This is a genomic window from Xanthomonas massiliensis, from assembly GCF_900018785.1.
In the GTDB taxonomy this organism is placed as follows: Bacteria; Pseudomonadota; Gammaproteobacteria; order Xanthomonadales; family Xanthomonadaceae; genus Xanthomonas_B; species Xanthomonas_B massiliensis.
In genome coordinates this window covers 205471-231137 of sequence record NZ_FCOY01000006.1, presented here as the reverse complement: position 1 = coordinate 231137, position 25667 = coordinate 205471, and the positions used below count along the sequence as shown (strand labels likewise).

At 70.3% G+C, this 25667-nt stretch carries 16 protein-coding genes; 5 read left to right on the top strand and 11 right to left on the bottom strand.

Annotated features, from left to right (window positions below):
• The first annotated feature begins 133 nt into the window (after window positions 1-133).
• Both BN3794_RS04260 and BN3794_RS04255 read left to right on the top strand, forming a co-directional pair.
• Window positions 134-1819, top strand: coding sequence for a ShlB/FhaC/HecB family hemolysin secretion/activation protein (locus BN3794_RS04260; RefSeq protein WP_066093865.1), 1686 nt, complete (start codon window positions 134-136; stop codon window positions 1817-1819).
• A 16-nt stretch (window positions 1820-1835) separates the two neighbouring features.
• Window positions 1836-6704 (top strand): two-partner secretion domain-containing protein, encoded by a 4869-nt coding sequence (locus BN3794_RS04255; protein ID WP_066093862.1) that lies wholly within the window; start codon window positions 1836-1838, stop codon window positions 6702-6704.
• A gap of 32 nt (window positions 6705-6736) precedes the next feature.
• On the opposite strand, the gene BN3794_RS16975 is transcribed toward BN3794_RS04255, so the two are convergent.
• The 3 genes from BN3794_RS16975 to BN3794_RS16965 form a co-directional block, all read right to left on the bottom strand.
• Window positions 6737-7147 carry a LysR substrate-binding domain-containing protein gene (locus BN3794_RS16975; protein ID WP_328585346.1) on the bottom strand — a complete coding sequence of 137 codons (411 nt, stop codon included), beginning with the start codon at window positions 7145-7147 and terminating at the stop codon, window positions 6737-6739.
• A gap of 92 nt (window positions 7148-7239) precedes the next feature.
• Window positions 7240-7434, bottom strand: a complete 195-nt coding sequence (locus BN3794_RS16970; RefSeq protein ID WP_328585342.1) for a hypothetical protein — start codon at window positions 7432-7434, stop codon at window positions 7240-7242.
• Window positions 7431-7610, bottom strand: coding sequence for a helix-turn-helix domain-containing protein (locus BN3794_RS16965; protein WP_328585341.1), 180 nt, complete (start codon window positions 7608-7610; stop codon window positions 7431-7433). Before BN3794_RS16965 ends, BN3794_RS16970 begins: the two co-directional genes overlap by 4 nt.
• Before the next feature lie 323 nt (window positions 7611-7933).
• On the opposite strand from BN3794_RS16965, the gene BN3794_RS04245 reads away from it, so the two are divergent.
• Window positions 7934-8395, top strand: coding sequence for a tetratricopeptide repeat protein (locus BN3794_RS04245; protein WP_160330889.1), 462 nt, complete (start codon window positions 7934-7936; stop codon window positions 8393-8395).
• 126 nt (window positions 8396-8521) lie between these two features.
• Here BN3794_RS04245 and BN3794_RS04240 read toward each other — a convergent pair whose 3' ends face one another.
• The 8 genes from BN3794_RS04240 to BN3794_RS04205 all read right to left on the bottom strand — a co-directional run bounded on the left by BN3794_RS04240 (window position 8522) and on the right by BN3794_RS04205 (window position 21868).
• Complete coding sequence (locus tag BN3794_RS04240) at window positions 8522-12979, bottom strand: cellulose biosynthesis protein BcsC (protein WP_066093856.1); 4458 nt, start codon at window positions 12977-12979, stop codon at window positions 8522-8524.
• Window positions 12961-14217 (bottom strand): cellulose synthase complex periplasmic endoglucanase BcsZ, encoded by a 1257-nt coding sequence (gene bcsZ, locus BN3794_RS04235; RefSeq protein ID WP_244943654.1) that lies wholly within the window; start codon window positions 14215-14217, stop codon window positions 12961-12963. Before bcsZ ends, BN3794_RS04240 begins: the two co-directional genes overlap by 19 nt.
• Window positions 14214-16529, bottom strand: a complete 2316-nt coding sequence (gene bcsB, locus BN3794_RS04230; RefSeq protein ID WP_066093853.1) for a cellulose biosynthesis cyclic di-GMP-binding regulatory protein BcsB — start codon at window positions 16527-16529, stop codon at window positions 14214-14216. Before bcsB ends, bcsZ begins: the two co-directional genes overlap by 4 nt.
• A 38-nt stretch (window positions 16530-16567) precedes the next feature.
• Entirely contained in the window at window positions 16568-18715 is a 2148-nt protein-coding gene (bcsA, locus tag BN3794_RS04225) for a UDP-forming cellulose synthase catalytic subunit (RefSeq protein WP_066093850.1), read from the bottom strand.
• Window positions 18716-18778: 63 nt separating this feature from the next.
• Window positions 18779-19186 carry a hypothetical protein gene (locus BN3794_RS04220; protein WP_066093847.1) on the bottom strand — a complete coding sequence of 136 codons (408 nt, stop codon included), beginning with the start codon at window positions 19184-19186 and terminating at the stop codon, window positions 18779-18781.
• Window positions 19187-19216: 30 nt separating this feature from the next.
• Window positions 19217-19669 (bottom strand): cellulose biosynthesis protein BcsD, encoded by a 453-nt coding sequence (bcsD, locus tag BN3794_RS04215; protein ID WP_066096967.1) that lies wholly within the window; start codon window positions 19667-19669, stop codon window positions 19217-19219.
• A gap of 148 nt (window positions 19670-19817) precedes the next feature.
• Entirely contained in the window at window positions 19818-21011 is a 1194-nt protein-coding gene (pncB, locus tag BN3794_RS04210) for a nicotinate phosphoribosyltransferase (RefSeq protein WP_066093844.1), read from the bottom strand.
• Window positions 21008-21868 (bottom strand): glycosyltransferase family 2 protein, encoded by an 861-nt coding sequence (locus tag BN3794_RS04205; RefSeq protein WP_066096964.1) that lies wholly within the window; start codon window positions 21866-21868, stop codon window positions 21008-21010. Before BN3794_RS04205 ends, pncB begins: the two co-directional genes overlap by 4 nt.
• A 377-nt stretch (window positions 21869-22245) precedes the next feature.
• Between BN3794_RS04205 and BN3794_RS04200 the strand changes: the two genes are divergently transcribed.
• Window positions 22246-23397 (top strand): phosphotransferase enzyme family protein, encoded by a 1152-nt coding sequence (locus BN3794_RS04200; protein WP_066093841.1) that lies wholly within the window; start codon window positions 22246-22248, stop codon window positions 23395-23397.
• Window positions 23398-23449: 52 nt separating this feature from the next.
• Window positions 23450-25642: a TonB-dependent siderophore receptor gene (locus BN3794_RS04195; protein WP_066093839.1), complete on the top strand. Its 2193-nt coding sequence runs from the start codon at window positions 23450-23452 to the stop codon at window positions 25640-25642.
• Window positions 25643-25667 lie beyond the last annotated feature (25 nt).

Below are 25667 nucleotides of genomic sequence, written 5' to 3'. Positions count from 1 at the left end.
CAGGGCTGCCTGAAGGGCCGCCCGCCAAATACCCAGATTCGGTGATAGGCAAGCTAATGCCTGTTCACTTTAATACAGGACGCGTCAAGACCCTGCCGTCCTGATGCTTTCCTTCTGGTCAGGATTCCATTTCATGAAAGATCCCCACGTTGTCACGCACCCATGCGTGTCCGCTGCCGCGCGTGCGCGCTGGATGCTAGCCCCTTTGGCGCTGGCCCTGTCCACCAGCCTGGCCATGCCGGTGGCTCATGCCCAACAGGCCCCCGCGCCTGAGTCCGCCGCCCATGCTCCCTTGCAGATCAGTGCCATCCACATCCAGGGCGCCAGCGCCCACCCCGCGCAAGGGCTGGACACTGCCAGCCTGCAGGCCCGGGCCAATCAGGCCCTGAGCCAACTGTCAGGTGGCCACTTGCCCGCCCAGGTCACGCTCGCCCAGCTCAAGGGTATTGCCGATGAGCTGACTCGCATGTACCAGCAGGCCGGCTTTCTGGTGGCCCGCGCCTACGTGCCGGCGCAGAAAATCGGTGCCGATGGCAGCGTGCGCATCGACATCGTCGAAGGCACCGTCGGCAAGGTCACGCTGGAAGGCAACACGCGCTATGCCGATGATCTGCTGCTGGCCCCGGCCCTGGGCCTGCAAGGCGCGGTCCTGCGCCAGCAGGACCTGCAATCAGCCCTGTTGCGGCTGGACGACCTGCCCGGGGTGACCGTCACCTCCCTGCTCAAGCCCGGCGCCCTGCCCGGCCAGACCGATGTGGTCCTGCAGGCGCATCAGTCCAATCCGGTGCAGTACAGCATCGGCGCCAACAACTACGGCACCGATTCCACCGGCCGCTACCGCGCACAGGTGGGACTGGACTGGAACAGCCCGCTGGGCCTGGGCGACCACCTGGGGGCGGCTGCCGCCTACGCCATCGACCCGTCCAGCAGCTGGCTTGGCAACCTCAATTACTCCATCCCGATACAGATGGTGGACGGGCTGTCGGCGTCGGCCAGCTACACCCGCAGCCGCATCTCGCTGGATACCGGCGCGTTTGCCGCCCTGGGGCTGCAGGGCCCCACCTCGCAGACCAGCCTGGGCCTGGACTGGACCTTCCTGTACATCCCGCAATGGCGCGGCCAGAGCTGGCTGCACCTGGTGCATGAGACTTCCAGCCTGGAGGCGCTGGGCATCACCCTGTCCAAGCAGGATTTCGATGTGGCCGAAGCCGGCATAAACCTGCGCCATGTGTCCCCGGCCCAGCACGCCATCGACGTGGTCCAGCTCAGCCTGCGCCAGGCCCTGCACGATGGCTCCCAGGCCACCGATTACCTGTACCCGGCCCACAACCGCCACTTCCTGCTGGCCCGCCTGAACTATGCACGCCTGCAGGGGCTGACCCCCACCCAGCGGCTGAAGTTCAGTTTCGACGGCCAGTACACCCGCGATGCGCTGACCCCGCTGGAACAGTTCTCGCTGGGCGGCCCTACCAGCGTGCGCGCCTTCTCCCTCAGCGAGGCGCTGGGTGACCGCGGCTTTTCCAGCAGCCTGGAATACCAGGTCGATGGCCCGCGCAGTGCCTCGCCGCTGGGCGGACGCTCATGGAACCAGTTGGTCACCTTCAATGCCTTCTATGACTACGGCCGGGTGTATCCCAACCACGCCAACCGGCTTGCCTATCCGGCGGTCACCACCTTCCAGGGCCCTGGCGCGGGCATGACCGTGCACCTGCCGCACGGCCTGTCGCTGGACCTGTCGGCCGCCAAGTCCACCGGCAGCACCGACCCAGACGACGGCAAGAACGTCCGCTACTGGGCCAGCGTCGGCTTCACTTTCTGATCTGGGGACTCCACACATGAACTTTATCTATCGCCTTGTTTTCAATCGCGCCCTGGGCGTGCTCCAGACCGTGTCCGAACTGGCCACCCGCAGCACCGGCGGCGGCGGCGTGCGCGCCAGCGCCCATCCGCTGGCCCTGAGCCTGCTGTCACTGTGCGTGGGCTGGTCGCTGACCGCACCGGCCAGGGCCGCTACGACCCTGCCGGCATTGACCTCGATGAACGGCGTCGACTCCGTCATCAGTAGCAGCAACGGCACCATGACGGTCAAGCAGACCGCGGCCAAGGCCGTGCTGAACTGGGACAGCTTCAATGTCGGCAGCGACGCCAAAGTGGTGTTCAACCAGCCCGGCACCAGCTCGGTGGCCCTGAACCTGGTCAACGCCAGCAACGGCATCAGCACCATCAGCGGCAAGCTGACCGCCAACGGCAACATCTTCCTGATCAATACCGCCGGCATCCTGTTCGACACCGGTTCCACGGTAAATGTGGGTGGGCTGGTCGCCAGCTCGCGCACGCTAGTCGCGCAACCCACGTCCGACGATGGCGTGGGCACCTACAGTTTCGTCCCGACCGGTGCGGCAACGGGCTCGGTGGTCAACAAGGGTACTATCACGGTCCGTGATGGCGGCGGCGTGGCCCTGCTGGGCACGACCGTGACCAACAAAGGCACCATCACCGCCGATGGCGGCAACGTGTCGCTGCTCAGCGGCGGCCAGATCAACGTCAGCATGGATGCCAGTGGTGCATTGACGGGCACCGTCGTTGACACGATGGGAGGTGCGATAAGCCTCACCAACGATGGCACCATCACAGCCCATGGCGGCAGCATCTCGATGCAGGCCAACGGCGGACTGGCCATCACCGATGGGATGATCAACAACCACGGCCTGCTGGATGCCTCGGGCGTGACCACCTCCGGTGGCAGCGTGACCCTGACTGCCACCGGCGCAAGCATTACAGGCGGCACGATCGACGTTTCGGGCGCTGGCGCAGGCGGCCAGGCCACGCTGACGGCCACCGGGGGTGTTTCCATCGACGACATCAATGCCTCGGGCACCGGGTCCGGCGGTTCAGTCACTATCACAACAACCGATTCCCCCATCACCGTGAGCGGCCGCATCGCCGCCACCGGCGCCGCAGACTCGACTGGCGGCATCACGCTGGTTTCCGCGTATGGCATCGATATCGATGCGCCCATCACCACCACGGGTCTGCTGACGCTCCAAGCTACCAAGGGTTCCCTGATCAACGCCAATGCAGACGTCAGCAGCGGGGCTTTCCTGCTCAATCAAGGCTACTGGTGGCAAAACAGCAGCAGCTTGCCGGCGTTCTCCACCGGTGATTTCGAGATCGCCGGTGGCAGCTTCCTGCGCGTGCTGGGCGGTGATGGCAGCACGGCCTCGCCCTGGCAGGTAGCCGATATCTATGGCCTGCAGGGCATGGCTGGCCAGTGGATGAGCAGCAACTTCACCCTGGCCAACGACATCGATGCCTCCAGCACCGCCACCTGGAACGACGGCTTAGGCTTCGACCCCATCGGATCCTCGCAAAGCGGGTTTGCCGGCACCTTCGATGGGGCCGGCCACACCATCACCGGGCTGACCATCGACCGGTTCACATATAACATCGGCTTGTTCGGCACCATCGAGAGTACCGCCAGCGTCGGCAACCTGACCCTGGCCAACGTCGATATCACCGGCAGCCAAAGTACGGGGGCATTGGCAGGCTTCAGTGCCGGCACCATCGACAACGTGCAGGTCAGCGGCACCGTCAGCGGCCAGAACCAGACCGGCGGACTGGTCGGCTCCATCTTCGGGCAAAACGTCACCACCACCGATGCCAGCGGCACCGTCACCACGCTCGCCACCGGCAATGTCTCCAACAGTTCATCTACGGCGGACGTGACGGGCGGTCAGTACACCGGCGGCCTGGTCGGCATTAACATTGGTGGCAACCTGAGCCATGTGTCGGCCAGCGGAAACGTGGCCGGGTACCAAAATCTGGGCGGTCTAGTCGGGCTTAATCAAGGCTCAAACTTCACCACCACCACCTACGACCCCGGCACCGGGGCGGTCACCCAGGTGGCGGACACCCATCAGGGCAACATCACCGACGCCCAGGCCAGCGGTGATGTGAGCTCTATCGATGGAGTCCTTGCTTCCCGGGTCGGGGGACTGGTCGGCGCCAACACTGACGGCAACCTGGATTCGGTGTCAGCCAGCGGCCATGTGACTTCCACCAGTGATCTTACGGGTGGACTGATCGGTTACAGCGAAGGCCGCGGCAGGGTAACCACCAAGAAATACAACACCAGCAGCGGCGCGTTGACGGACATGACCGTCGAGGCCAGCGGCATCATCAGCCATGCCACCGCCACCGGTGATGTTTCCAGCAGCGCTTACAGCGTGGGCGGGCTGGTAGGCTATTTCAACGGCGGGTTCATCACCGACAGCCATGCCAGTGGCGCGGTAGCGGGAAATAAGTCTGTGGGCGGGCTGGTGGGCGAAGGCCATGGCAACGCCAGCTACGGTGCCACCACCCAAACCACCATTTACGCCCCCACCGGTGTCACCACCCAGACAGTGACCCAGGACACGAGCTATGACATCGCCAACAGCGATGCCAGCGGCAACGTGACCGCCTGGGGAACGGCAGATGCCTCCCAGGGGCAGGCTGCCAACGGCGAAAATGCAGGCGGACTGGTGGGCGATGCCGGATATCTGGTCATTACCGGCAGCCATGCCAGCGGCGATGTGAGCGGCGGGACAGCGGTGGGTGGCCTGGTCGGACATTTGTATGGAGCCAGCTACACCCACAACTATGCTTCGACGGGCTCCACGTTCTACGCTGCAGCCTTGGTTGATGCCAGCTACGCCACCGGGACGGTGACCGCCAATGGTCACAATGGCCAATCTGTCGCCGGCGGACTGGTGGGGGGCATGGATAGCGGCAACATCACGGCCAGTTATGCCACTGGCGCGGTGACCGCCCTCAAGGACACCACCGAGCAGGACGATTACATCGCCGCCGCCGGCGGACTGGTGGGCATGGTGGTGGGCGAAAACACTACCACCACCTATAGCGGGACGAGCACGATCCAGACGACTGCCGGCGGCTCGATCACAGGCAGCTATGCCACCGGCACGGCAACGGCCACCGGCGATACCACCGATGGCCACACCTTGGTGTTGGCCGGCGGTCTGGTGGCCGACCTTGGCCCCAGCACCACCCTCAGCGGCAGCTTCGCGACCGGGGCGGTCAGCAGCGCGGGCATTGCCGGCGGACTGGTGGGCTACGGCTTGAGCCAGCCGGACACCACGACTACTAACAATTCCAGCACGGATAGCAGTTCCGGGGCCACCGTAATCAAGGACAGCTATGCCAGCGGCGCAGTCAGCGGCGGCCTGACCGCCGGCGGACTGGTGGGATACAACGGGGCCCAGATTGTGGACAGCTATGCCACCGGCGCGGTCAGCGCCGCGGCCAGCGGTGTCACCGTGGGCGGCCTGGTGGGCATCAACGGCGACTCCAGCGGCACCGGGCTGCCGAGCGCCTTCGTGGTCAGCGACGCTCCGTCGGTAGTACTTGGCTCGATCACCGCCAGCTTCTACGCCACCAGCGATGCCAGTGGCGCGGCCATCAACAGCGGTCTGGATACCGTGGGCAGCGGCAATGGCACGGTGGACAGCTTCAGCGGTGGCAAGAGCTGGGATGGCTTGACCACCCTGTCCACCTTCACCGATGCCGGCTGGGATATCGACGCCACCGGTGGCACCAGCGCCACCTGGCGCCTGTATGCCGGCAACACCTCGCCGCTGCTGCGCAGCTTCCTGACCGCAGTGACCCTGGATACCAGCGCGACCAGCGACAGCAAGACCTACGATGGCAGCGTGGCTACCACCACCGGCAGCTACACCGCCGGCACGGATGTGGATACCAGCCTGGTGCTTGGCAATGTCAGCTACACCACCACCAGCAAGAACGCCGGCACCTACAGCGTGGCCGACGGCACCCTGCTGAGCAGTGGCAGCCTGTATTCCACCCAGCTGGGCTACGACATCATCGAGCAAGGCGGCAGTGACGCCACGCTGACCATCACCCCCAAGGACCTGACCGGGCTGATCATCGCTGCCGACAAGACCTACGACGGCAGCACCGGTGCCACCACGTCCGGCACCCTGGACGGGCTCATCGAAGGTGACCAGGTCAGCCTGGCCACCTCCGGCAGCTTTGCCGACAAGAACGCCGGCACCGGCAAGACGGTGAATGTCACCGGCACCCTGTCCGGCGCCGATGCCGGCAACTACGTGCTGGATGCCAACGCCACCACCCTGGCCACCATCGACCCCAAGGCACTGACCATCACCGCCGCCGACGCCAGCAAGACCCAGGGCCAGACCGCCCAGCTGGATGACTACAGCGTGGATGGCCTGGTGGACGGCGATGCGGTCACCAGCGTGAGCCTGGACAGCGATGGCACCCCGGCCGGGGCAGCCGCCGGCAGCTACACCATCACTGCCAGCAACGCTGCAGGCGACGGACTGGGCAACTACGTGATTGCCTATGTGGGCGGCACCCTGACGGTGATCCCGTCGCAAGCCGGCGGCGGTGGCGACACCGGCGGTGGTACGGGCGGCGGCTTCCCCGGTGGCGACCTGCCGTCCGGCACCCTGCCTTGGGCCAGCAGCGCCCTGGCCGCCAGCCGATCCCCAGTCCTGGACCCGTCCGGGCAGTCGACAGGCGGTGGAACGCAAGGTGGCCCGGGCCAGGCTCCGGCTTCTCGATCGGATGGAAGCTCCATCCAGATTTCCGCTGGCGGCATTCACCTGCCCCCGAACCAGTGCAATCCGGACCACGGACATCCCTGCCTGACCATGCGCTAGGGCCGCGACAAGCATGGACACGGACAGGGCGCCTACGGGCGCCCTGTCCGCATTTGCGCCCATGGCCGAACGCGCCCGGCCCCCTTCCAACGAGGCATCAATCCCCGGGCACGGCCGCCAGAAACGCCTCGAGCAATGCGCCGCGATAGCGCCCTTGGTGCCAGCAGTACCGACAAGGTCCGCTGCAAGGCCAGGAACGGGGTCGACAGGATGACCAGCGGACCCGCAGCCACCGCATCGTCCACGGCAGTGCGTGGCAGGCAGGCAATGCCCAGCCCGGCAGCCACCGCCTGTTTCACCGCCTCGGCCTGATCAAGCTCCAGCAGTCCGGCCGGGGGCGGCGAAAGCGTCAGCGCCTGCTCGCTCAATGCGCGGGTGGCCGAACCCGGCTCGCCAGACCACCAGCGGGTCCTGCCGCCACAGGCGCACCTCCAGTGCGGCATGCAAGACCGAGCCTTCCACACACAGCCCACGTCCAGCGCGTGGTCCAGCACGGCCCGGGCGATGGCCTCGGTATTGCCTACTTGCGGGCGCATCAATACATGCGGGCGTTGCCGCAAAAAGCCGCCCAACAATTCCCCCACCCGATAGTCGCCCACGGCTTGCCGGCGCCGATGCGCAACTGCCCGCGCAAGGTGGCCGCACCCACGGCCGATGCCCGCTCCAGCTCGGCATAGCGCTCCAGCAGCTCCCGGGCCAGCGGCAACAGCTCGCGCCCGTAAGCGTTCACCCGCAGCCGCTCACGGATGCGGGTCGAACACCGGCGCACCACAGGCGCTCCATATCGGTCAAGGCCATGCTGGCAGTCGACTGGGTCACATGCAGCCCGGAAGCGGCGGCCCGCAAGCTGCCCTGCGCCACCACCTGCATGACCAGTTCGAGCTGACACGGGCTGACATGGATCATCAGAAACTCTTGCCGCCCATCTAAAAATCCAAAGTTTTCTTATCGATAGATCCGAGGACGGAGCGTGTCCTTCGCGGCCACCGGAATCTTCACCACTGCCGACGATCTCTACCGCTTCGACCGGGCGCCGTACGGCGAGCGCCTGCTGCGCGCGGATACGCGGCGAACGATGCTGCAGGTACACGCCGCGGCCTACGGCTATGGCTGGGGCGTGGAGGACTGGGCGATTCCCGATGGGCGTACTGTTGCCGGGGGTTTCCCATACCGGCAGCGTTCCGCGGTACCAGAGCTACTACCTGCGCTCGGAACCCCACCAGGATTGCGTGATCATCCTCGACAACTTCTGGCAGGGTTCCTTGGTGGTGGCGATGGGCAAGGACCTGATGGAAGTGCTCAACGGCAAGCCGATGCAACCGGCGCAACGCAGCCTCGACGACCTGCTGACGCCCATCGCGTACCGCCAGGGACTGGATGCGATGACCGCCGCCTACGAAGGCCTGGGCAAACGTGCCGACGAATACGACCGCAGCGAGCGAGCATTGAATGCGCTCGGGTACAAGTTTCTGGCAGACAAGCCGACGATCGCCGTGCGCGTATTCCAATGGGCCGTGGCGTCTTATCCGGATTCCGCCAATGCCCACGACAGTCTCGGCGAGGCATATCGAGCGGTGGGCCGCCTGGACGATGCGCGCCGCAGCTACCAGGCGGCCCTGAAACTCGATCCAGCCAGCAAGAGCGCCCGTGCCGCGCTGGCCGAATTGGCGGCGGGCGGGCAGCCGGACTAGGCACGGCCCCGTCGTATCCGAGCCGCGGGAACCTTCACCCGAGGTGACTGCCAGCCCCCGCGCGGGTGCCGCCTGCGCGGGAGCGGCCCATCCGCGGGTACCTGGTTCGAAACTGCCCCGGCACGCCTATTGCGCGTAGGGCGAGGCCAGCACCTGCGGCTCGCGGGCCAGGGCCGCGCCGAGGCGGTCCAGCACCAGGCGCACGTAGATGTTGGCGCCGAACTGGCGGTAGTCGCGGGCATTGTTGAAGCTCATGCGCCCGCCCAGGAACAACTGCGGGGCCACCTGCCACTCGGCCGCGCCGGAGAGGTTGTAGGACACGCCGGTGCGGTTCTGGCCGTCGTAGACCGGCGCGACGTACTCGCTGGTCAGGCCCAGCAGCGCGGCGATGGAGGCGGCATCGTAGGCGGCCTGTTGCAGGGTGGCATCGGTCGGGAAATACGGCGTGGCATCGGTGCGGAAGTGCTGCACGCCGACGCTGGCGTCCACCCGCCAGTTCACCTTCTGCCCGGCCGAGCGCCCGCTCCAGTGCACCGGGAAGCCCAGGTCGAAGTACTGCTGCGGGCTGAAATAGCCGCCATGGCCGTAGGTGTAGCCGCTGAGGTTCTTGTCGTACTGCATCGCCGTCAGGTTGACGCCGGCGGTCAGCGACTGGTTCTCGGTCTGCAGGGCGTGCACGTAGAAGCCCAGGTCGACCTGGCGGTGGTCGTTGTCGGCCACGTTGCGCCCGGTGATCCGGTGCGCGGCGAGGTTGACGTAGCCGCCGAGCAGGCCGTTGTCCAGCGTGCCGGAGACCGAGGCGCCGTTGCTGGTCACCCCGCCCCACTCGCGGCCGGTGCGGGGGTCGCGGGTGCCGGCGAAGGACAACACGCTGTCGCTGACTGCGCGACGCGAGGCCTCGGCCGTCCAGGTGAACAGCCGCCCGGCCTGGCCGCGGTAGCCGACGCCGCCGACCACGTTGCTTTGCTGGAAGCCCAGCGGGGTGGTGCCCACGTCGGCGCTGAAGCCGCCGTTGCGGTAGCTGAGCGCGACCCCGACCCCGGTGTCGTCCTGGCTCATGCGCCGCGAGCCGTTGCCGGCCGCGGCCATCGAGTACATCGCGTCGCGGAACTGGACCGGGGTGAGGGTGGCGGCGCTGCTGGCGGCCAGCGACTTGAGCATGGCCGCCGAGGTCGCATCCAGGTCCGCCGCGATCGAGCTGTCGCCCAGCACCTGGGTGGCGATGGTGCCGATGCTCAGCGACGACACGTCGTGGCTGAGCAGGTACTGCGACAGCGGCGCGGCGTACAGCGCGTCCAGCGCCGCCTGCCGGCGTTCGGCCGTGGTATCGCCCTCGGCCTCGTTGTACAGGGTCTGGAAGGCACCCGAGGCCACCGCCGCGTCGTAGATGAAATTGCGCGTGGCGGTGCTCTCGCCTTCGGTCAGCAGCCCCTGGTAGAGCGTGGAACCGACCAGGGTGTCGATCTTGGTGGCGTCGGCCGCCAGGGCGTCGGCGAGCGCGGCGGCCGGGCCGGCGCCGAAGCGGCTGGCCCGGGAATAGTCGGTTCCCACGGCCCCGGCATCGACCAGGGTCGGGGTGATGCCGACGCCGAGCTTGCCCTCGCCCACCGCGAATTCGGCCTGGATCGGCATCTCGATGTCGTCCAGCCGCCCCAGCCCCGACTCTCCGTCGCGGCTGCGGTAGGCCGCGCCGCCGGCGACCTGGCTGCTGGCGGCGGACTGCACCTGGCGCAGTTCGTCGACCAGGCTGTCCTGGACCGGCGCGCCGGCCGGAGTCCCGACGGAGGCGGGAACGGCGGATGGCACCAGGACGTCGGCGGCCACCGGCCGGCTGCGCGCGGTGCGCGGGGTCGCCGGTACCGGCAGGGCCGCGGTCCCGGTGGAGGAAGCGGCCACCGGGGCCGGCAGCCCGCCGTCGGCGGTGTATCCGCCGGCCGGCGGGAGCGATGCCGCCGCGGCGACGGGGGGCAGGCCCGCGCCCGCCAGCCCGGCCGGCGCGGAGATCACCGCCGCCGACACCGGCACGCCGCCGGTCATGCCGGCGAAGGGATTGAGCGGCCGCCCCGATGCCCCCACGGCGGTGCCGCGCGCGGCCGGCAGGCCGTTGTCGGCGGCACCGCCCTGGCGTTGCTGCGCCACCAGCGCGGCGCGGAAGTACTGCGCCGCCTTGCGGTCCTTGCCGGCGGCGCGGTACATGCGACCGGCCGCGGCGAGAACGTCCGGCGAATCGGGCGCCTGGGCCAGGGCACGGTCGAGGTAGGCCTGCGCGCTGCGCAGGTCGGACTGGGCCGCGGCGGCGTTGGCCGCGGCCACCAGGGTGTCGAGGTCGGCAGGCTGGCGCTGCAGTACCTGGCGGTAGATCGCCAGCGCCTGGCCCTGGTCGCCCGCGCTCGAATACAGCCGGGCCAGGGCGGACAGCACCTGCGGATCCTGCGGTTGCTGCGCCAGCAGCGGGGCGAGGATGTCGTAGGCGCCTTCCAGGTTGCCCAGCTCGCGCAGCGCATCCACCTGGCGCAGGGTGTAGCCGGTGCGCAACTGGTTGTAGCGCGAGAGCTGGTCCGGGGTCATCGTCAGGGCCTGCAGCTGGCGCAGCACCGCGGCCAGTTCGGCATCCTGGTGGGCCCGCAGCAGCACGCCGGCGTAGAGCAGGCGGTCCTCGGTATCGACGTTGCCGCCGGCCACCAGCCGCTGCGCCAGCACCAGCGCGCGCTGGACGTTGCCGGCATCGGCCCAGGCACCGGCCAGGGCGGCCAGCAACGCGGGCTGGTCGAGCCGGTCCGACAGCGAGGATTCGGTACGCGACAGCAGCAGCTGCGCCTCGGCGAGGCGGCCCTGCGCCTGCAGCTGGCGTGCCTGGCGCGCCTGCAGCTCGATCCAGGCGCTGTCGTGCAACCGGTTCATCGCCTCGTCGCGCGAGGCCGCCGGGATGCGCTCCAGGCTGGCGTAGGCACCGGCCCAGTCGCCGGCCTGCTCGGCCAGCAGGGCATTGGCGTACAGCGCCTCGGGCATGTCGCCGTGCACCGCCAGCAGGCCGTCCATGACGCTGCGCGCCTGGTCCGGGCGACCGGACTGCTGGTAGAGCCGGGCCAGGTCCAGGCGGATCCAGGGATCGCCCGGCTGCTCGACCATCGCGGCCTCCAGTTCGCGCTGCGCGGTGGCGGCATCGCCCTCGGCCAGGGCCTGGCGGGCGGCGGCGCGACGCGCGTTGGATTGCAGCCGGGTCTCGCCGCCGGCCTGGGCACGGGCGCTGGCCGGCAACCGCGAGAAGTAGCGGTTGGCTTCGTCCAGGCGGCCCTGGCGGCTGTACAGGTCGGCCAACCCCTGCAGCGCGCCGGTGTTGTCGGCGTCCAGGGCCAGTGCCGCGCGATAACCGGCTTCGGCGGCGGCAGGATCGCTGGCCGCCTGCAGCCCGGCCAGCACGACATGGCCGGTGGGCTCGCGCGGCTGCAGCGGCAATGCCTGGCGCAGCAGCGCCTGCGCCTGATCGGTGTCGCCGGCCTCGGCCCGCGCCTGGGCCTGCTGGAGCAGTTGCCAGTAGCGCGCCGAATCGTAGGCGGACTTCCACTTGCCGTCGCTGGCCGCCGCCTGGCGCAGCAGTTCCTGCGCCTCGGAGAAACGCTTCTGCCGCAGGCGTACCGAGCCCAGGCCGCCGAGCGCCTCGGCATCGCGCGGACGGTCCTTGAGCACCTGCAGGAATAGGCGCTCGGCCCCGGCCAGGTCGTCGCCGTTGAGCGCCTTGAACCCCTCGCCCAGCCGCTCGGCGTTCTGGTCGCGGGCACCGCCGGCGGCCGCCTGCCGGCCCAGTGCATCGAGCTTGGCCTGGACTTCGCCGTCGCCGGGGCTGCCCGCCAGGTAGGCCTGGTAGAGGCCCGCATCGCCGCTGCGGGCATCCAGCCACAGCAGTGCCTGGCGCCAGCCGCGCCGGGCCGGGCCCGCCGCCGCGCCCTGCCCGGCCAGCGCCTGCAGTTGGGCGATGCCTTCGCGCCGGGTCGGCTCGCGGTAGGTCAGCACCTGCGCCAGCGCCAGCGCGACCGCCGTGTCGTTCGGGCGTGCCGCGTGCAGGCCGGCCAGCCCGGTACGGGCCTTGTCCCAGCCCGCCGGGGTGCCGGCCAGCGCCTGGTAGTACTCCAGGGCCAGGTCGGCCGGCGGCGCGTGGCCGTTGAACAGCGCCTCGTAGCTGCGCACCGCATCGGCATAGCGGCCGGCCGCGGACGCGCGCCGGGCATTGGCCAGGTTGGCATCGCCGCCGGCGGTACCGCCTTCGACCGCCACCCGGAGCCGCTGCGTCTGCGGCGCACCGGGATGCCGGGCCTGCAGCAGTTGCAGGCGCTGCCGGGCCTGCTGGGCGTGGCCCTGGGCCAGGTCGATCATGCCCAGCCCCAACAGCGCGTCCGGCTGCGCCGGATCCACCGCCAGCAGCTTGCGCCAGACGTCGGCGGCCAGGTCGTCGCGGCCCTGGTCGTGCCAGTAGTTGCCCTGGTTCACCAGCTGCTGGGTGGCGCCGGACTGGGCGAAGGCCGGCGCCAGCACGCACAGGTCCAGCAGGCCGGCCAGGTACAGCGGTTTCAGCTTGTCGCGGAACATGCATCTCTCCAGGCGGGCAGCAATTGCCCGTCGGTGGAAAATCGGTAGCGCCCCTCGCTCCAGCCCTTGCCGAACAGCACCAGGGCGCGCTCGTAGTACGGCAGCGCCTCGGCGGCGCTGCCGCTGGGAAGGGCATTGCGTTGCGAGGCCAGCAGCGCGCCCTCGCCGAGGGCATCCAGGTACGGCAGCAGCGCGGCGGCGAAGCCGGCCGGCGCGCGCCCGCTGCCGGCGCCGTTGCGGGTGTCCACCTTCTCGGCCAGGTAGCCCTGCGACTTGAGCATCTGCTGCGGTCCGGACAGGGCCGCCAGCAGGCCCGCGCGCAACGGGTCGGCCGCGGCGGTCATCCCCGCCCACAGGTAGACGCGGATGGCGTCGTAGCTGCCCATGGCGCCGTGCGCCGGGTCGTTCACGAAGGCCTTGCCGTCCCACAGCGTCCAGTCCGGGACGAAGCCTACCGGTGCGCTGTCGTGGATCATGCGCGCGGCGCGCGTGGCCACCCCGGCCCAACCGCCCTGCGGATCGACCGCGGCGAAGCGGCGCAGCAGCGGCAGCGGCAGGTAGCTGGGGTTGAGCGTGGCATGCGGCCCATCCACGAAGCCGGCCGCGCCGGGCAGCACCATCCGCCCCAGCCCTGGCAGCTCGGCGGTCTCGCGCGCACGGACCAGGGCCAGCTTCTGCAGGCCGGCATGGCTGTAGCCCGGGCGATGCCACAGCCTGCCGGCCTCGACCAGGGCATAGGCTTCCCACAGGTCGGCATCGGAGGCGCTGTTGGCGTCGAGCACGCCCCACTGGCCCGCCGCGTTCTGCCCCCACAGCCACGCCGGCAGGTTCTGGTCCGGCCGCCCCCCGCTGAGATTGTGGCGCGACCAGTCGAGCACCTTCTCGAACAGGACCGCGTCGTTGGCCAGCAGCGCGAAGAACATCGCATAGGCCTGGCCCTCGGAGGTGGAACGCTTGTCGGGCGTGGCGAGGTCCACGACGCGGCCGTCGTCCTGGACATGGCGGGCGACGAAGGAACGCCATTCCGGCCAGTCGCGGCAGGCCGGCTTGGGGCCCATGCCGGCAGCGGGGGCCGCCACCGGCCTGGATGCCGCCGCCGCGGGCGCGTCCTCGGCATCGGCGTCCTCGCCGGAGAAGGCGCAGGCGTCCAGCAGCGGCAGCAGGCCCAGCCCGCCGAGCATCCACAGCACGCGGCGGCGGCCGGCGGGCATCGCTGTACGCATCGCGTCCTGGCTCATGGCCGTTCGTCTCCCTCTCCGGACAGCATCCGCGCGCGCGAGTGCCGCAGCAGCACGAAGCGCGCGCCCAGGGCGAGCAGCAGGCACAGCAACACCACGCCCAGGGCCAGCCACAGCGGATGCTGGGAGAAGTACCAGCGCAGCCAGGTCGGCCAGGGCAGATGCCCCACATAGTAGGTCTGGTTGCCCGCCACCGAGGTGATCTTGCCGTCGCGCAGCAGCACCAGGCTGCCCTGCACCTGCTTGAGCTGGTCCGGGTCGTCGAGCGCGACGGCCAGGGCGCCGACGTTTTCGGCCTGGTTGGCCATCACCGCGACCACGCTGCGGTGCGCGGCCAGCGGCGACTCGAAGCCCATCAGCACCACGTCGCCCGGCCCGGGCGTCACCGACACGTCGGCCAGGGTCGGCAGGTCGGTGCGGCGGGCATCGAAGGACAGGAAGCCGGGGAAGCGCTCGAGCAGCCAGTCGCTCAGGCTGAACCGGCGCGCCCGGTCGTCGCCGCCCAGCGGCAGGCGATCGCTCCACTGGCGCAGCAACGGCTGCGCGTCGCGCGAGCCGAATACCAGCAGGTCGCTGTCGGCATGGGCGCCGACGTCCGCCGCCGCCACGACCTCCACCCGCAACGCGGGATAGCCCGTGGCCGCGCCCATCCGGCCCATCGCCCACAGCACGTTGGCCACGTCCGAATCGTTATAGCCGTCGGGCATCACCACGGTCGTGTCCGCCAGGTCGGCCAGGCGCGTGAACGGGTAGCCGGCGTTGGCGAAGGCCGCCAGGTTGGGCATGGCCATGTAATGGTGGAAGCTGCTCAGGTCGATCGTCGAATCGGCGTCGATGGCACCGGACACGTCGGGGAAGGTGTTCTTGCACTCCTGCGCGCGCGGCCGGTCGAAGAAGAAATGGAAGCGCAGCTGGCTGTCGGGCGAGAACGCCCCGGTCGGCAGGGTCAACCGTTGCTCCACCGGCATGCGCCCGCGCGGCGAGGACAACTGGTTCCACCACTGCAGCGGCAGCGAGTTGGCATAGGGACGCCCGTTCAGCGGCAGGGTCGCCACGAAGGTGTCGTTGACGCTGAGGTTGAGCGCGGACTGGTTCTCCTGCCCGGGTACCGTGTAGCGGTACTTGAGCGTCATCGGGATGCCGTCGCGGCGCCAGGTGAACAGGTCGGGCGGCAGCCGCAGGCCGAGCCGGATCACGTCCGGGTGGTAGCCGCTCACGCTCAGCCGGCTGCCCTCGGAAAGCAGGTCGCGGAAATGCACCGGATGCGTGCCGGGCACCCAGTTCGGCGCATCGTAGGGGCGGCGCCTGGCCGGCTCGTCCAGCCGCGAAACCAGCGCGCGCGTACCGCTCATCGGCGTGCGCAGCGCCAGCGCGGTGGCGGCGGCGACCAGTTCGTCCGGCGTGCGTCCCAGCACCAGCAGCAGCTTGCCGGCATGGTCGTTGGGATTGGGCGCGACCGCGATGGTGGGCCCGGCCAGGGTGCTGGCCAGCGACGGCAGCTGGCCGGCGAGCGCGGCCGGCAGCGTCGCCGGCGTGGCGAACACCACGGCGTTGCCCGAGGCCGGCAGCAGGCCGATGGCCACCGGGAAGGCGGCGCCGCGATAGCCGGCCAGTGCCCCCAGCCAGGAGGTGACGATGCCGGCCGCGCGCACCGTGCGCATGTCCGGGTGCTGCGGGAAGAACACCGGCAGGCTCAGGTGGCGCGTGTCGCGCGGATCGAAGAACGGCGCCGGCAGCAGCGCCAGGTCGTCGGCCAGCGGCAGCGGCAGGGTGTCCAGGGTCAGGCTGCTGGCGGTGTCGATGTTGGCCCACAGGCTGGTGTGGTCCGGGTCCTCGCATTCGCGCGAGTAGTGGCCGATCAGCTGCACGTCGAGCTGGTTGTAGGCGCTGACCAGCACCGGGTTGATCGGCACGTCCGCCTTCAGCCGCTGCCCGGCGGTTTCGCGCGGGGTCGGCAGGGTGGCCACGGTGACGCCGTTGACCGTCACCTTCAGGTGCGACAGGTCCGGCAGCAGCGCCGGGGAATAGCTGTATTCCAGGTGCAGGGTCGCGCCCTGGACCAACTCGTCCAGACGCACGCTGAAGGGCACGCCCACGCCGCTCTCCAGGCCGCGCAAGGTGGCCTCGTAGTTCATGCCGAGCTGGCGCAACGTGACGGTGCGCGAGGACACCGTCCCGGCCTCCGCCGCAGGCGCCTGGGCCACCGGCACGATGGGCTGGCCGGCGATGACCGGGACGGCACCGTCCTGGGCATGGGCCAGGCCGGCGACGGAAGCGACGAGACAGGCCAGGCCGGCCACGAGCACACGCATGGGACGCGATTCCCTGTTCGATGAGCGGGACACTTGGTTCACGATGCCTTTCCCCGTCCGGTACCGGCGTAGCCGCCGCCAACGCTCTCGGCGATGTGGCGGCCGAGGCGATGGAAGCCGCGCAGACTGGTCGCGGCGACATCGCCGAGCGCGCGCCAGAAGGATTCCTTCTCGTGCACGCCCCACAGCGACACCCACACGTCCGCCCGCGCGAACGTGGAGGCCACCAGCCAGCGCTGCTGGTCGACGTCCAGCTCGCCGAACTTCAGCCCCAGCTCGGTGCCGCTGCGGCGGCGGACCACGGCCGGCAGGCGTCGCTCGATGCCGCGGTGGGTCAGCCCCACTTCCAGCGCCTGGCCTTCGGCCAGCGCCGCCGGCGCGGCGACCGACACGCCCATGCCGCCCGAGGAGAAATCGACGGTGCGGCAATCCACCGCTTGCCCGTCGCCGGCATAGAGGACGACCGGGATGTCCAGCGGCACCCGCGGCGTCTTGCGCACCTGGCGATGTTCGCTGGCGGTGGCGATGGTCGCGCCCAGGATCAGCACGTTGTACAGGGTCCAGGCCAGGTTGAACCAGACCGTCTGCACCTCGCCCACGCTTTCCGGCGCCAGCAGGCGCAGGATGCCGGCGGCGATGCCGGCCAGGTTCAGCACCATCAGCAGCAGGTAGGGCCGGGCGATCTGCGCATCGAAGTAGCCGCGCTCCACCAGGCCGCCCTTGGGCGTCACGTTGAACTTGCCCAGGCGCGGGTTGAGCAGCGCCATCCAGGTCGGGCGCAGGATGTACCAGGCCAGGGTGGTCTCGTAGACCTCGTTCCACAGCGGATGGCGGAACTTGCCCTGCATGCGCAGGTTGGTGACGCCCGCCTGCAGCACGTGCGGGAACGCATAGGCGACGATCATCAGGGCCGAGGCATGGATCACGTGGGCGCCGAAGAACAGGTAGGCCAGCGGCGCGGTCAGGTAGACGATGCGCGGCAGGCCGTAGAAGAAGTGCAGCATCGCGTTGAAGTAGCACAGCCGCTGCGACAGGCGCAGGCCGCGCCCGCCCAGCGGATTGTCCACGCGGAAGATCTGCGCCATGCCGCGCGCCCAGCGGATGCGCTGGGCCACGTGCGCGGACAGGCTCTCGGTGGCCAGCCCGGCGGCCTGCGGGATGGCGATGTAGCCGCTGCGGTAGCCGGCGCGGTGCAGCTTGAGCGCGGTGTGCGCATCCTCGGTGACCGTGTCGGTGGCCACGCCGCCGATCTCGGCCAGCGGCGCGCGCCGGATCACCGCGCACGAGCCGCAGAAGAAGGTCGCGTTCCACTGGTCGTTGCCATCCTGCAGCAGGCCGTAGAACAGCTCGCCCTCGTTGGGCACGCGCCGGTAGGTGCCCAGGTTGCGCTCGAACGGGTCCGGCGAGAAGAAGTAGTGCGGCATCTGCATCACCGCCAGCTTCGGGTCGCGCAGGAACCAGCCCATGGTCACCTGCAGGAACGAGCGCGTCGGGATGTGGTCGCAATCGAAGATCGCCACGTACTCGCCGCCGGTGCGCTTGAGCGCGGCGTTGATGTTGCCCGCCTTGGCGCCAGCGTTGTCGCTGCGGGTCAGGTAGTTCACCCCGGCCTGCTCGCAGAACTCGCGGAACTCGTCGCGGCGGCCGTCGTCGAGCACGTAGACGTTGATCTTGTCGGCCGGCCAGTCGATCACGGTGGCCGCCAGCACGGTGTCGCGCACCACCGACAGCGGCTCGTTGTAGGTGGGGATGAACACGTCCACCGAGGGCCATTGCGCCTGGTCCTGCGGCAGCGGCAGCGGGCTGCGCCGCAGCGGCCACAGCACCTGGAAATAGCCCAGCACCAGCACCAGGAACGCGTACAGCTCCGCCGCCAGCAGGCCCAGGCCGAGGGTCAGGTCGACGAAGCTGCCCACGCCGACGGTCTGGGTCAGGCGCCACCAGATGTAGCGCGAGGACACCGCCACCGAGATGGCCATCATCACCAGCGCGGAGATCCTGCCGGCGCGCCGGCGCAGGACCAGGGCGACGATGAACAGCGCCAGCGAGAACAGGGTCTGCTGGAGCACGTCCATCGGCACGGCGACCACGAACACCAGCAGGATGGCCGCCAGCAGCCACAGGGACCAGGAGACCAGGCGGATCGACAGGGACGTGCTGGACAGGGGGGGCGTGGCGAGGCTCATCAGGGGTTTCCGGGGTCCGGCAGGGCGCAAGTCAGGACGCACGACGTCCCGGATACGACGAGGTCAGTGATTGCCCAGGACCCTTCTCAGCGGCGAGGAAGTCTCCACGGGCGGCGCGGCCTGCAGCAGGCGGCGGAACAATGCCTGCAGCGGCGTGGACGCGGCGTCGGCAGGCGCCGCCGCGGTCGCCTCCGGCTCCTGCGGACGGACCGGCACCGCAGGCGGCGGCGGGACTCCCGCGCCGGCGGGACGCACGCCCTCGCCCGCCGGCGCGGCCGGCGCCGGACGGGCCGGCGCTTCGTCCGCGGCCGGCGGGACGGGCGCCGCGCGCAGCCGCGATGCCGGGCCGGGGCCCAGGTCCCGCGAGAAATCGCGGTAGGTGGACGCCACGCCGCCGAACCGGGAGAACAGCCCGCGGATGTCGTCGTCGCCCTGGGGGGCGGGAACTTGCTTGTCGTCGTCTTCGCTCATCAACTGATTGCCTCGTCGTTGCGCGGTGCCTCAGGCCCCGCGCGCCAGCACGAACCGGCGCATGTCCCGCGATTGCGGCGGCACCGCCTTCACCGCCAGTCCGGCGAGCAATCCCTGCTGTTCGAACCAGGCCTGGTAGACACCCTGCAGGAATCCGTCTGCCCAGTCGCCCTCCAGGGCGACATTGATCGGCGGGGCCAGGTGCACGATCCCGACCCGGCCGGGCTCCTCCTCGAAGCTGCAGCGCCCCCAGCCGATCGCCTGCCATTGGCGGTTGGCCGCCTGTTCCAGCTCGGCCAGCGTGGCGCATGCGCCCAGGACACGGTCGCGCCCGAAGCGCAGGCCGATGCGGGCCAGCAGGTCGAGCATCTCGCGCTCGTCCAGCTCGCCGGCGAACTCCTCGCCCATGGCGCGGACGAACCCCAGCCACTGGGGCGAGCAGGCGCGCCTGCGCAGATCATCGACCACATCCTGGGGACCCATCGGCGCGTCGCCCTCCTCCAAAGAGACTGGTCAAACAAGTACCACGCCAATCGCACGGCGCACTGTCGATCTGCGTTATCGCCCGCAAATTGTGACGCAAATCGCACACAAAGCCCAACCGCCTGCGCATCGCGGCGTGGGCGCCGCGTCAGTGGGTCGCACCCGCGGGCACTCCGAACACCTGGCGCAGGTAGGCCAGGTAGCCGGGGTCGTCGCACATGCTCTTGCCGGGCGAATCGCTGAGCTTGGCCACCGGCTGGCCGTTGCAGCGGACCATCTTGATGACGATGTTCAGAGGCGTCGGGCCCAGGTCGTTGGTCAGGTTGGTGCCCACGCCGAAGGCGACCTGGCAGCGCGTGCGGAAGTGGGCGTACAGCTGCATCACCTTGCCGATGTCCAGGCCGTCGCTGAACACCAGCACCTTGCCGCGCGGGTCCACGCGGTTGCCGCGCAGGTGCGCCAGGATCCGCTCGCCCCACTCGAACGGGTCGCCCGAGTCGTGGCGCATGCCGTCGAACAGCTTGCAGAAATACAGGTCGAAATCCTGCAGGAACGCATTCAGCCCGACCACGTCCGACAGGGCGATGCCCAGGTCGCCGCGATATTCCTTGGCCCAGGCCTCCAGCGCGGCGACCTGCGAATCGCGCAGGCGCGGGCCCAGCGCCTGGAAGGCCTGCAGCCACTCGTGCGCCATCGTGCCCAGCGGCGTCATCCCGTACAGGCGCGCGAAATGCACGTTGCTGGTGCCGACGAACTGCGCGCCCAGCTCGCGCTGCAGGGTCAGCAGCAGTTCGCCGTGCCACTGCCGGGAATAGCGCCGGCGGGTGCCGTAGTCGGCGATGCGGCAATCGCCGTAGCCGTGGGTGTCCTTGAGCTGGGCGATCTTGGCCGACAGGCGCCGCCGGCCCTCGTCCTCCAGCGAGCGCAGGTCGCGCGGCTGGCGGCGGAACCAGACCTCGCTGATGATCGCCAGCAGCGGCACCTCGAACAGGATCGTGTACAGCCACGGCCCCTCGATCTCCAGCTCGATCTCGCCGGGCGAAGTGGCCGAGGCCTGCAGGCGCACGTACTTGCGGTCCAGGTGGAACAGGCCGAGGAAATCGACGAAGTCGGGCTTGATGAAGCGCAGCCCGCGCAGGTAGTCCAGCTCCTCCGGGCGGAAGTACAGCGAACACAGCGCGTCGATCTCGTCGCTGATCTCGTCCAGGCACGAGGCCAGGTCCACGCCCGGGGTACGGCAGCGGAAGCGGTACTGGACCTGGGCACCGGGATACTGGTGCAGCACGGCCTGCATCATCGTGAACTTGTACAGGTCGGTATCGAGCAGGGAATCGATGATCATCGCGGGGCCGCCGAGGCGCGTAGGTTGGCGGCCAGGATAGAAGCGATCCTGGCCGCCAGGTGTGCACAGATGGCCACCGCCACGCCGGCCTGCACCGGCAGGCTGCGTCGCGGGGCCTCGAACTTGCGGAAGTAGCGCCACAGGCCGCGGTGCTTGTGCCATTCCACGAACAGCGGCACCGAGGCGCTGGACACGCCGCGCACGTGGACCACGCGCAGCCCGTTGGCGATGCCGACGAAGGCGCCGGCCTGGCGCGCGCGCCGGCACAGGTCCAGGTCCTCGGCGTGCAGGCGGTAGCCCGCATCCCAGCCGCCGAGGCGATCGAACAGCGCGCGCGGCAACAGCATCAGCGCGCCGGAGATCGCCGGTACCGCCTGCAGCGCGCTGCCGTCGGCGGCCAGCGCCAGGTCCGCGCCGCGCCGCGGCGAGAGCAGCATCGCGGCGAAGTCCGGGTCGCGCCGGCGCACCGCCGGATCGGGCCGTCCGGCCTCGTCCACCTGCTCGGCACCGAGCAGCGCCTCGCCCTGGCCGGCCGCCAGCCCGCACAGGTGCGCCAGCGTGTTCTGCTCGACCATCAGGTCCGGGTTGACGAAGGCCAGCCACGGCGCGTCCGAGGCCGCCGCACCCTGGTTGCAGGCCGCGGCGAAGCCCGGGTTGTCGGGATTGGCGATGAACTTCACCCGCGGATCGGCGATGGCGTGCTGCTGGGCGACGGCCACGCTGTCGTCGTCCGAGCCGTTGTCCACCACCCGGATCTGGGCCACGCCGGCGGCCGCGCGCAGGCGGCCCAGGCAGGCGTCGAGCGTGGCGCCGCTGCGGTAGGTCACGACGACGGCGGCGATGCGGGGCTCTTCCATGCCGCGATTATCGCGGTTGTGCGCCTGGCGCAGAAGTTCGGCGTGCATGGCGGCGCCCGGCCCGGGCGTGCATAATGCGCGCCCCGTGCCTGCGTCGGCCCCGTGCCGCGCACCGCGGTCCGCGGATCCCTTCCGCGGCACGACATCATGACGGCCAGCGCCTTTCTTCGTCCCACGCTGCCCCGCACATTCCGATGCCGCCTTCGCCCCGGCGAAACGCGCGCCTCCCGACGGCCCGGCAGCGCCGTCTCCAGGGCCGGCTCCCACGCCGGACGAGCTCCCGAAACGCCACCGCGCTGGTCTAGACCAGCCCCCGCCGCCCGCACGCCGCCACACCGCCATGCGCGCGTCCGCCCGCTCGCCACCGGGGTCCTGCCATGAACGACACCCACCTGATGCACGGCCTGGGCGCGGCGGCCATCGCCGCCGACTGGCCGGCGCTGCGCGAGGACGAGGTCGACCGCGTGCTGGCCCGTGCCGGCCTGCCCGGCGTGCTGCGCGGCCTGCGCTGGCACAGCCCGCGGCCGTTCTCCGCCGCCGCCGCCGCGGACACGCGCCTGGGCACGCTGTTCGTCAAGCGCCACCACCGGCGCCTGCGCGACGTCGCCACGCTGGCCGAGGAGCACCGCTTCATCGAACACCTGCGTGCGCGCGGCCTGCCGGTACCCGCGCTGCTGCGCGATGGCGGCGGGCACAGCGCGTTCGCCGATGGCCACTGGACCTACGAGATCCAGCGCGCCGCCACCGGCGAGGATCTGTACCGCGACGCTCCCTCCTGGACCGCGTTCCGCGCACCGGCGCATGCCGAGGCCGCCGGTGCCATGCTCGCGCGCCTGCACCGCGCCGCCGCCGGCCATCCCGCCGCGCCGCGCTCCACCTCGCTGCTGGTGGGCAACCTGCGCCTGTTCGGCCAGGCCGATCCGCTGCAGGCGATCGTGCGCGACCTGCCGCGGCGGCCCGCGCTGGCCCGGTGGCTGGCCGGGCGCGACTGGCGCGCGGAACTGGCACGCCACCTGCTTCCGTGGCATGCCGGCGCCCGCGAGGTCCTGGCAGCGCCGGCAGCGCTGTGGACGCACGGCGACTGGCACGCCTCCAACCTGCTGTGGCACACGGGCGCGACCGGAGCCGCGCAAGTCTCGGCGGTACTCGACTTCGGCCTGGCCGACCGCAGTTTCGCCCTGTACGACCTGGCCATCGCCATCGAGCGCAACCTGGTGCCGTGGCTGGCGCTGGACGACGGCCATGCGGCCGTGGCCGAACTCGACCAGCTCGATGCCCTGCTGCACGGCTACGCCGCGGTGCTGCCGCTGGAGGCGGCCACGCTGCGCGCCCTGGCCGCGCTGCTGCCCATCGCCCATGCCGACTTCGCCCTGAGCGAGGTCGAGTACTACGCAGGCATCACCGGTTCGGACGCCCACGCCCGCATCGCCTGGGAACGCTACCTGCTCGGCCACGCCGACTGGTTCGCCGGCGCGCAGGGCCAGGCCCTGCTGCGGCACCTGGCACGCCGTGCCGCGCAGGCGCCCTGACACGCGCCTGCATCCATTCCTTCTTCCTTCGTCCCATCACCCGAGGCAACCCATGTCCCTTGCACGCATGACTCCCGCCCCCTTGGCACTGGCCCTGGCCCTGGCGCTCGGCCTGAACGGCCATGCCCGCGCCGACGACGCCGCGGCGCAGGCGGCCGCGACGCAGGCATCGCCGTCGCCGGTGCAGCTCGATACCGTGGACGTGCGCGGCCGCCGTGCCGGCCGCACCGACCTGGGCGGCTTCGGCGAGGCATCCCTACTCGACACCCCGGCCGCAGTCGCGGTGATCGACCGCCAGCTGCTCGACGACCGCCAGGCCCGCGTGCTCGCCGAGGTGCTGCGCAACGACGCCTCCAGCGGCGAGGCCTACGCGCCGATCGGCTACTACGGCAACTGGTCCATCCGCGGCTATTCGCTCAACGCCGCCAACAGCTACCGCATCGACGGCATGACCGTGGTCGGCGAGCAGGAGGTGGCGCTGGAGAACAAGCAGCAGGTGCAGGTGCTCAAGGGCCTGTCCGGCCTGCAGTCGGGGGTGAACGAACCGGGCGGCCTGGTCGACTACGTCACCAAGCGCCCCGAGCACGTGCGCAGCCTGACCCTGGGCACCGACGACCAGGGCGGGCGCTACTACGCCGGCGACTGGGGCGACTGGTTCGGCCCGGAGCGCCAGTTCGGCCTGCGCGTGAACGCCGCGCACGAGGACATGCGCAGCTACGTGGACCACGCCGACGGCCACCGCAACTTCCTCTCGCTGGCCGGCGACTGGAAGATCGCCGGCAACCAGCTGCTGCAGCTGGACGTGGAATACCAGGACCGGGCGCAGCGCTCGGTGCCCGGCTACCAGCTGCTCGGCGGCAGCGTCGTCCCGCACGACATCGACGTGCACCGCCTGCTCGGCTACCAGCCCTGGGCGCGCCCGGTGGACATGGCCGCGCTCAACGCCCAGGCCCGCTACCGCTACAGCTTCGGCGACGCCTGGAGCGCGACGCTGGCCGCCTCGCACAGCCGCGTGGTGATCGACGACTTCTCCGCCTTCCCGTGGGGCTGCTACGGCGCCGCGAGCTGCGCGGGCATCGACGTGGCCAACTTCTTCGGCAGCGACGGCGCCTACGACGTGTCCGACTACCGCAGCCCCGGCGACACGCGCCGCGCCGACCAGGTGAAGGCCAGCCTCGAGGGCACGTTCGCCACCGGCGCGGCCAGCCACCAGCTCACGGCCGGCGTGGACTGGCTGCACCGCACCGTCGATCGCCACGGCTCGATCAACGAATGGGTCGGCACCGCCGGCATCGATGCCGATCCGCCGGTGTTCGCGCCGGCCGACGACGCCGAGCTCGGCCCCAAGGTTCGCCGCCTGGACGCGGTGCAGAAGGCACTGTTCGCCAGCGACCGCATCGGCCTGGGCGAGGCCTGGCAGCTGCTGCTCGGGGCGCGCCAGGTCCGCTACGACGAGCGCGTGCGCGACCGCGACGGCGCGATGACCCGCCATACCCGCCGCAGCGACCTGCTGCCGCACGCTGCGCTGCTGTTCAAGCCGGCCGCGGACGTGTCGCTCTACGCCAGCTTCTCCAAGGCGATCGCGCCGGGCACCGAGGCGGCCTGGTTCGCCAGCAACGCCGACGAGATCCTGCCGCCCACCACCGCCTACCAGCGCGAGATCGGCGCGCACGTGCAGCGCGGCGGCGTGCTGCTGGGTGCGGCCCTGTTCGACATCCGCCAGGCCTACCAGTTCGCCCAGCCGCAGGCCGACGGCTCGTTCCTGTACGTACAGCAGGGCCGGCTGCACAACCGCGGCATCGAGCTGTCCGCCAGCGGCGAAGTGGCCGACGGGCTGACCCTGTGGACGTCGCTGGCCGGCATCCGCGCGCGTACCGAGGACACCGGCGTGGCGGCCTACGCGGGCCACCAGGCCCTGAACGTGCCGCGCCTGCGCGGCAGCGTGCAGGCCAGCTGGGCCGTGCCCGGCGTCGAGGGCCTGGCACTGCTGGGCGGGGCACAGTATTCGGCGCGCAAGTACGCCGACCGCACCGGCGAGGTCGATGTCGGCGGCTACACCGTCTACAACCTGGGCGCGCGCTACGCGGTTCGGCTCGGCAGCGTGCCGACCACCTGGTGGCTGTCGGTGGACAACCTCACCGACAAGTTCTACTGGCGCGACACCGGCGATTACCTGGGCGACGTGTACCTGTTCCCGGGCGCGCCGCGCAGCGCCCGCCTGTCGGTGCGCTTCGACTTCGACTGACCGCCTTGCGGGTGCGTACGCCACC